The sequence below is a fragment of the Microcoleus sp. Pol12B4 genome, assembly GCF_036701385.1.
Classification (GTDB): Bacteria; Cyanobacteriota; Cyanobacteriia; order Cyanobacteriales; family Microcoleaceae; genus Microcoleus.
Genome location: NZ_JAUBQR010000005.1, coordinates 58757 through 66083, shown reverse-complemented (window position 1 = coordinate 66083; position 7327 = coordinate 58757). Strand labels below are relative to the sequence as shown.

Genomic DNA, 7327 nt, shown 5'->3' with positions numbered 1-7327 from the left:
ATCATCAAGACTCCGAACCAACCTACATAAATGCGGTTGTCGGTTGATGTTACCCACTCACAAAAGCGTTCCCAGACATTGGCGCTTTCGCGCTGTTGTAAGGTTGTTGTCATGGTTTTATGATTGCTGTATTTGGTTGTCAATGTTCGGATGATGTTTATATTATTAACGGTGTTGTTAACGTTTGTAAAGGGGTTTAGCGACAGTTAAACTGATGACTGCGATTAGGAAAGCTGATGAAACCAGAGACAGGGGCGATCGCCCGATCGCGAAAAGATATGCCAGCTTGCTCTTCGGCGCACCTCAAGCCTAACGAACGGGAGCTATGGGAGGTGGCGAAGGTAGAGGAACAGGAGCGAGGACAGGTGGAGAGACTGGCCTGCGAGCAGGTGGAGAAATCCTGAACTGCTGGAGTTGCTGCGGGGTGAGCGATCGCAAAATTCTCAGTCCGAGAGTGTCTCGGGAGATGCTTAAAGCGTAGGATGGCTCCAAATACGGGCGGAAATTTGATTTGTTGTTCAAATAGCTTTCCATGAAAGCTAGGCTGAGTCCGCTGAGGTAGCGGCGGGCTAAAGCTGGTTCTGGCCCAATGACCTCTGGTGGTGGCAGAAAGAGGCTTTGAGGGGAATCCTCGATCGTTGAGAAGTGAGTCCCGTTGTTCATCAGTACGAGATATTTGTTGGGCGATGTCAGCCATGTGAACGGTTGAATTTGTTCGAGCAAAGCGGGGGCGACGGTATCGGCGCTGCCTGCGATTAGCATGACTGGGATTTGGATCTTGCTGAGGTTTGTTTCTCCGAGAATGCTGCTAACGATCGGGTTGATGGCGATCACAGCTTTGATGCGCGGGTCGTCGAAATTGTACTGGTTGCGCTCTAGGCCGCGGGCGCGGCACTGCAACAGTAGGGAGAGGTTCCAACTATCGTTTTCGAGTCCGCAATCTTTGTCTAGCTGTGCAAAATTAATCCCCGCCCCGGCTAATGCTAAAGCCGTATAGCCACCGAAAGACTGGCCGATGACGCCGACCCGCTGCAAGTCGAGCTGCCCTTGATAGGCAGGATTGGTGGTAGAAAGTTGGGTTAAATAATCGAGCAAGTCTTTGATGTCGAGGGGGCGGTTGATAAATTCTGCTGGTTCTGCTACTTCATTGGCTCTGCCTGTTACCAAGTTTTGGATTTGTTGGGCGTTGCTGCCGGGGTGTTCGGGGACGGCGACGGCAAAGCCGTAGGAGGCTAGGTGTTTGGCTAAATACTCGAAGGAAAGGCGATCGGAACCTAAACCGTGGGAAATTACTACTACTGGGGCCGGTTGCGGGCTGCCCTGCGGCAGGTAAATGTCCATATCAAACGTGCGAGGGCGATTTGGACTCGTCACAGTTACCGATGATTTTTTCCAAGTATAGGGGCCCGGTAGCTGGGGCTGCAGCATTGCGGCGGGCGGTATGGCGGGTTCTGAGGCTGCTTGTGCTTCGGACAATTGAGCGACTCCGGCGATCGTCTGATTGGAACGGTTGATCAGCGAGGTCAGCTCGTTGGCGATACCCAATGCGCGGGCGATGTCAATCCTGATGCCATAGGTGGGGAATTTCCGCAGCACGTTGAGAATTGTCAGGCCTTCTGGATCTGAGGCTGCTAAAATCAGGGCGGCTCGGATGGCATAAAATCCAGGCTGCCGAGCTTTGGTTTGAATTACTCGGCCCAAGCGTCTCAGCAGCACTTCTCCTTGAGGCGTGTAAAGGAATTGGGCGATCGTCACCTGGCTGATTTCAGCTTTCGCTTGCAGGGCGCTGTGAATGTCAGCTAGCTGAGATTCTTTGATGTACTGAGCGAAGCCGTCCAAGTTCGAGTCTATTTTGCCTTGTTTAGCGAAGAGTGCCAGGGATTCGATGGGAACTGATTCTTCTAGCGGCCCGTAAGTTACGTAAATTCGCTCGGCACCCATTGCCGCCGGTGCGGCAGTGCAAACAGCAGTGAATGCAAACAATCCTAGGTATTTTGGGGCGATCGACCGCCGAGTGCGAAGGGCAGCAGTGGAGAGGCTCGAAAACAGACAGTTCATAACTTTCACACCTAGGACTTCCAATAATTAGTCGGTGAAACGATGTAAATTGTTTCGTCAATATTTAATGCCGAAAAATCGATCGGTTGCTTCGGATGCTTCGGAAATTAGGTTATCGTGGGAAGCATAGCCTTGAGAGCAATTTTCGGATTTGACAAGACTAGCTGAAATTTAAAATTCAACGCCGAGGGGTCAAACCTGTTGGAATGTCCATTGATTATTTTTTCAGCTATCGGGACTTATACAAAAACTGAAGCCAAAATAGCTTCCAACCCAAATAGAGAAAAACTTTTAGCTCGAATGGGCATGAATCTAGTTATACCAAAGGTTTCAGGCATTTTTAGGTGATCGACCTCTTTCTATTGCCACCGAGGGGTTGGGGCTCCTAAAGCGACTCCAAAATGTTTAAGTCCCACTATTATGCAAGATATTTTCGATCAAGTTTGTAAGTACAGCCTGAGTGAGAGAATTTATGATGTTCAATGCAACTGCTATCCTGATTGACGCTTTTGTGCAAGAGCTGCAGGCCGGCTACCGTCGCACCTACGGCAAGTACAAGCCTGACTACCCTGAAATTATCGCCTGGGCAGGGACTATGGCTCTGGAAAATATCGCTAACTGCGATGCTCTCTACCACAATGTGGAACACACAATGCTCGTGGCTTTGGTGGGACAAGAGATTCTCCGTGGCAAGCATATTCGCGAAGGGGGAGTGTCGCCGGAAGATTGGCTGCACTACCTGATCTCGCTCCTGTGCCACGATATTGGCTACGTCAAAGGTGTTTGTCGCCAAGACCAAGAAGCTGTGGGACTCTACGCTACGGGTATTGACGGGGGTATGGTTTCTGTGCCGATCGGCGCAACTTCTGCCAGTTTAACTCCTTATCATGTCGATCGAGGAAAACTCGTAATTGACGAACGCTTCGGCGGTCACACATTAATTGATGCCGAACAAATCAAGCGCAATATTGAATTGACGCGCTTTCCAGTTCCTGCTAGCGAAACTCATCAAGACAGAAACAATTATTCTGGACTCGCTAGAGCCGCCGATTTGATCGGTCAGTTGAGCGACCCCAATTACCTGCGAAAAATAAGTGCCCTGTTCTACGAATTTGAGGAAGTCGGCACTAATAAAATCTTGGGATACAAGTCTCCGGGAGATTTGCGACAAAATTACGCCAAGTTTTATTGGAATGGAGTTTTTCCTTACATTCCAGCAGCTTTGAACTACTTGGAATTGACCCAGGGAGGCAAACAGATTATTGCCAATCTCTATGCCAACGTATTTCAGGTTGAACACGCTGAACCGATCGCTTTCAACAAGACAAACGCTCAAGAATTAATCAAATCCCGCGCCACTGGCAACTTGAACGGCGAAAAAGATAGTGATAATCTTCAAGCTCCCATGCCCGGAGAAAACAAGAAATTTAGCGAGTTTTTTGATTTGAATTTGTGATGAATTAACCAGCCTTATGCTGAAGCAAATCAAGCGAGCCAGGATTAGGAGATTTTTTTAATCGAGTTGCTGACTCGTCTTTTTATTAGCTATAATAGAGCTAATAAATCGATGTGTGTTAAGGAGAGTTATGTCATGGCAAACAACAACATTGAAGTCGTTTTTAGCTTTGATACTACTGGCAGTATGTACCCTTGTTTGACGCAAGTTCGTCGGAAAATTAAAGAAACGGTAACGAGACTGCTAGATGAAATTCCTGGCATTCGCATTGGCATTATAGCTCACGGGGACTATTGCGATGCTGGCAGCACTTACGTAACTAAACACCTCGATTTGTCAGGCGATGTCGGCACAATTTGCAATTTTGTTCAAAATGTAGAGCCAACTGGCGGTGGCGATGCTCCAGAATGTTATGAATTAGTCTTGCACGAAGCTCAGTCACTTTCTTGGACTCCAACTAATTCCAAAACATTGGTACTAATTGGCGACGACATCCCGCACGCACCCGCTCAAACTCCTCAAAAACTTAACTGGCGTCAGGAAGTAGATAAGTTAACACAGATGGGAATTGCCGTTTACGGCATCCAAGCTCTCAACCGTCACCACGCCACTTTATTCTATAAAGAACTAGCCGAAAAATCCGGGGGTTTTCACCTCAATCTTGACCAATTTTCCTACATCACAGATTTATTTTTAGCAGTTTGTTACCAACAGTCATCTAACGAACAACTACAAGCTTACGAACAAGAAGTTGTCAGTCAAGGTCGCATGAGTCGCGGATTAAACAAGATGTTTGATACCATGCTGAAGCGGGAAGACGCCACTGTTTACGAATCTGCAGAATTGCGAGCCGTAAAACCGGGGAGATTTCAGATTCTAGAAGTAGACAGCGAAATTTCAATTAAAGCTTTTGTTCTAGAGAATGGTTTGGCTTTTAAAACCGGGCGCGGGTTTTATGAATTTACTAAAACAGAAACTATCCAAGGCAAGAAAGAAATTGTGCTGATGGATCGTTCCACAGGGGATTTGTTTGAAGGAGAAGCGGCGCGAGAAATGTTGGGTTTGCCAATGGGCGAAACAGTTCGCATCAAACCTAGCAATCTAGAAAAGTATGCGGTTTTTGTGCAAAGTACCTCTGCCAATCGCAAGCTGATGGGGGGAACTGGTTTCCTTTATGAAGTTGAAGATTGGGATCGTTAATCGATCTTAAATGTCCAAACAACAACCGCAGATCGATGTAGATAAGGTTAAAATCTCTATTATCTGAGTTTGTGTTATGGTCTGCGGTTAAATATACACTTTCAAATTAATATGCAACCCGAAATACAGCAGCAAATTCAAAAATTGAGGCAGCAGCTACAGGAAGCTAGCTATGCTTATTATGTTCTCGATGCGCCGATCATCCCAGATGAAGTGTACGATCGACTTTATCGACAGTTACAAGAATTAGAATCAGAATACCCAGAATTAATTACTGCGGAAAGTCCGACTCAGCGGGTGGGAGAACAGCCTGCTACTCAATTTTTTAGCGTCAAACATAATATTCCTCTCTACAGTTTGGAAAATGCTTTTAATTTTGAGGAATTTGCTAAATGGCAGGAACGCTGGCAAAAGGTCGCCCCCCCCCTAACCCTTACTTATCAAGGGGTAGAACAAGAGGGAAATGCACCCTCCCTAAACCCCGGTCAAGAGGGAAGGACATCTTCGATTAGCAATCAGGAAAACAGGGAAATTACTCCCCCCCTTAGTAAGGCGGGGCTGGGGGGGGTTTCCTATGTTTGCGAGTTAAAAATTGATGGTTCTGCTTTAGCATTAACCTATGAAAATGGGGTTTTAGTTCGCGGTGCGACGCGCGGAGACGGCCTTGCGGGAGAGGAAATTACTCAAAATGTTAAGACTATTCGCTCGATTCCTTTAAAGCTGAATTTAGATAATCCGCCACCTGTTGTGGAAGTGCGGGGAGAGGCTTTTTTGTCTTTAGCTGTGTTTGAGGAAATTAATCGGGAACGGGAAAAAGCTGGGGAACAATTGTTTGCTAATCCTCGCAATGCTGCGGCGGGTACGCTGCGACAGTTGGATTCTAAAATTGTGGATAAGCGACGGTTGGATTTCTTTGCTTATACTCTGCATTTAGATGAGGGTAACGAGGAGAAAACGCAGTGGGATTCGTTGGAATTGTTGCGAAGAATGGGGTTTAAGGTGAATCCCTATCGCAAAATTTGCTATTCTTTAGATGAGGTTCGGGAGTATTACGAATATTGGGATACTGAGCGGCGGAATTTGCCTTACATGACGGATGGGGTTGTTGTTAAGATTAATTCGGTTTTGCTGCAAAAACAATTGGGTTTTACTCAGAGGTTTCCGCGCTGGGCGATCGCACTGAAGTATCCCGCAGCCGAAGTGCCTACAATAGTAGAAGCTGTCACCGTGCAAGTAGGGAGAACCGGGGCTCTGACTCCTGTAGCGGAACTCAAACCGGTGCAGTTGGCGGGGACGACGGTTTCGCGGGCTTCTCTCCACAACAGCGATCGACTTTCCGATCTGAACCTGCACATTGGCGATACTGTAATTGTGAGAAAAGCTGGGGAAATTATACCTGAAGTTGTGCGGGTTTTGCCGGAACTGCGCCCCCAAAATGCTCAACTTTTCCAAATGCCTAGTTGCTGTCCTGAATGCGAACAGCCTGTGGTTCGGGAAAAGGGGGAGGCAGTTACTCGTTGCATCAATACATCTTGTCCGGCGATTTTGAGGGGTTCGCTGATTCATTTTTGCAGCCGGGATGCTCTGGATATTAACGGTGTTGGGGAAAAGTTGGTGCAGCAGATAGTTGATAGTAATCTGGTGCATTCGGCGGCGGATTTGTACGATTTGACTGCGGAAAGATTGATGAGTTTGGAACGCATGGGTAAGAAGTTAGCAGAAAAGTTGGTAAGTGCGATCGCCCAATCGAAAAATCAACCTTATTCGCGGGTACTTTACGGCTTGGGCATCCGCCACGTCGGTAGCGTCAACGCTCAATTGCTGACAGAAAGGTTTGCAAATGTCGAAGAGTTAGCAGCGTTATCGGCGGCCTCGATTGAGGGGGTTTACGGCATCGGCCCGGAAATTGCTCAAGCTGTTTATCAGTGGTTTCGAGTTCCGGCAAATCAAAGTTTAATTGCACGGTTGAAAACTGCAGGCTTGCAATTGCAGTCAGAGGTAAAAAATCAAAATTTAGCCAGCACAAATTTACAACTGGCAGGCAAAAGTTTTGTGCTGACTGGAACTTTACCCACCTTGAAACGAGATGAAGCTAAAGATTTGATTCAAAAAGCAGGAGGTAAAGTCACAAGTTCTGTGAGTGCTAAAACAGATTATGTGGTTGTGGGAGAAGATGCGGGTTCTAAGTTGGAAAAGGCTCAATCTTTGGGGATAGAACTCCTTTCTGAAGCTGAGTTATTAGAACTGCTATCGACACCATAAAGGATTGGCAAAAGTCAAGATATCTCTCTTTTCTCTTTCTGTGCGCCCTCTGCGCTCTCTGCTGTTCGCAAAAAAAGCGGTGATTAACTTCAGCCGTTTTCAAATAAAATCCCCAACAATTCTATTACCGTCGATGCAAAATAGCCGATCGCGAATTGGGCAATACGTCAAAAGGAATAGAAATCGCGTTAGCGAAGCCCGCCCCTACGGGGGCTACGCCAACGAAGAGGATCGCACTTGCTGAATATACATACTTCCCGGACGGTGCTGCCCAAATCGGTTGTCGGTACAGGCTAGTTTTGCTAAAATTTGATAAAGTTTGCAATAGCGATGGCAATTGCCAGGTTAGCC

General features: G+C 47.0%; 4 protein-coding genes and 1 pseudogene. 3 read left to right on the top strand and 2 right to left on the bottom strand.

Features of this window, described 5'->3' with window-relative positions:
- Positions 1-113: pseudogene (locus QUA38_RS01840) on the bottom strand (photosystem II q(b) protein); the annotation flags it as partial.
- 196 nt (positions 114-309) lie between these two features.
- The gene (locus QUA38_RS01835) at positions 310-2058 is read right to left on the bottom strand and encodes an alpha/beta hydrolase (protein WP_333158699.1); all 1749 of its coding nucleotides are present in this window, start codon (positions 2056-2058) and stop codon (positions 310-312) included.
- A 475-nt stretch (positions 2059-2533) separates the two neighbouring features.
- Between QUA38_RS01835 and QUA38_RS01830 the strand changes: the two genes are divergently transcribed.
- From QUA38_RS01830 to ligA, 3 genes are all read left to right on the top strand, one after another.
- Positions 2534-3514 carry an Npun_R2479 family HD domain-containing metalloprotein gene (locus tag QUA38_RS01830; RefSeq protein WP_333158697.1) on the top strand — a complete coding sequence of 327 codons (981 nt, stop codon included), beginning with the start codon at positions 2534-2536 and terminating at the stop codon, positions 3512-3514.
- Between the two features lie 135 nt (positions 3515-3649).
- A complete protein-coding gene (locus tag QUA38_RS01825; protein ID WP_333158694.1) occupies positions 3650-4714 on the top strand; it encodes a vWA domain-containing protein in 1065 nt (354 codons plus the stop codon).
- Between the two features lie 111 nt (positions 4715-4825).
- Complete coding sequence (ligA, locus tag QUA38_RS01820; protein ID WP_333158692.1) at positions 4826-6976, top strand: NAD-dependent DNA ligase LigA; 2151 nt, start codon at positions 4826-4828, stop codon at positions 6974-6976.
- Positions 6977-7327 lie beyond the last annotated feature (351 nt).

Bases quoted from the DNA above. Each gene is read 5' to 3' on its own strand.
- QUA38_RS01835 (WP_333158699.1), bottom strand. From the start codon at position 2,058: ATGAACTGTCTGTTTTCGAGCCTCTCCACTGCTGCCCTTCGCACTCGG.
- QUA38_RS01830 (WP_333158697.1), top strand. From the start codon at position 2,534: ATGTTCAATGCAACTGCTATCCTGATTGACGCTTTTGTGCAAGAGCTG.
- QUA38_RS01825 (WP_333158694.1), top strand. From the start codon at position 3,650: ATGGCAAACAACAACATTGAAGTCGTTTTTAGCTTTGATACTACTGGC.
- ligA (WP_333158692.1), top strand. From the start codon at position 4,826: ATGCAACCCGAAATACAGCAGCAAATTCAAAAATTGAGGCAGCAGCTA.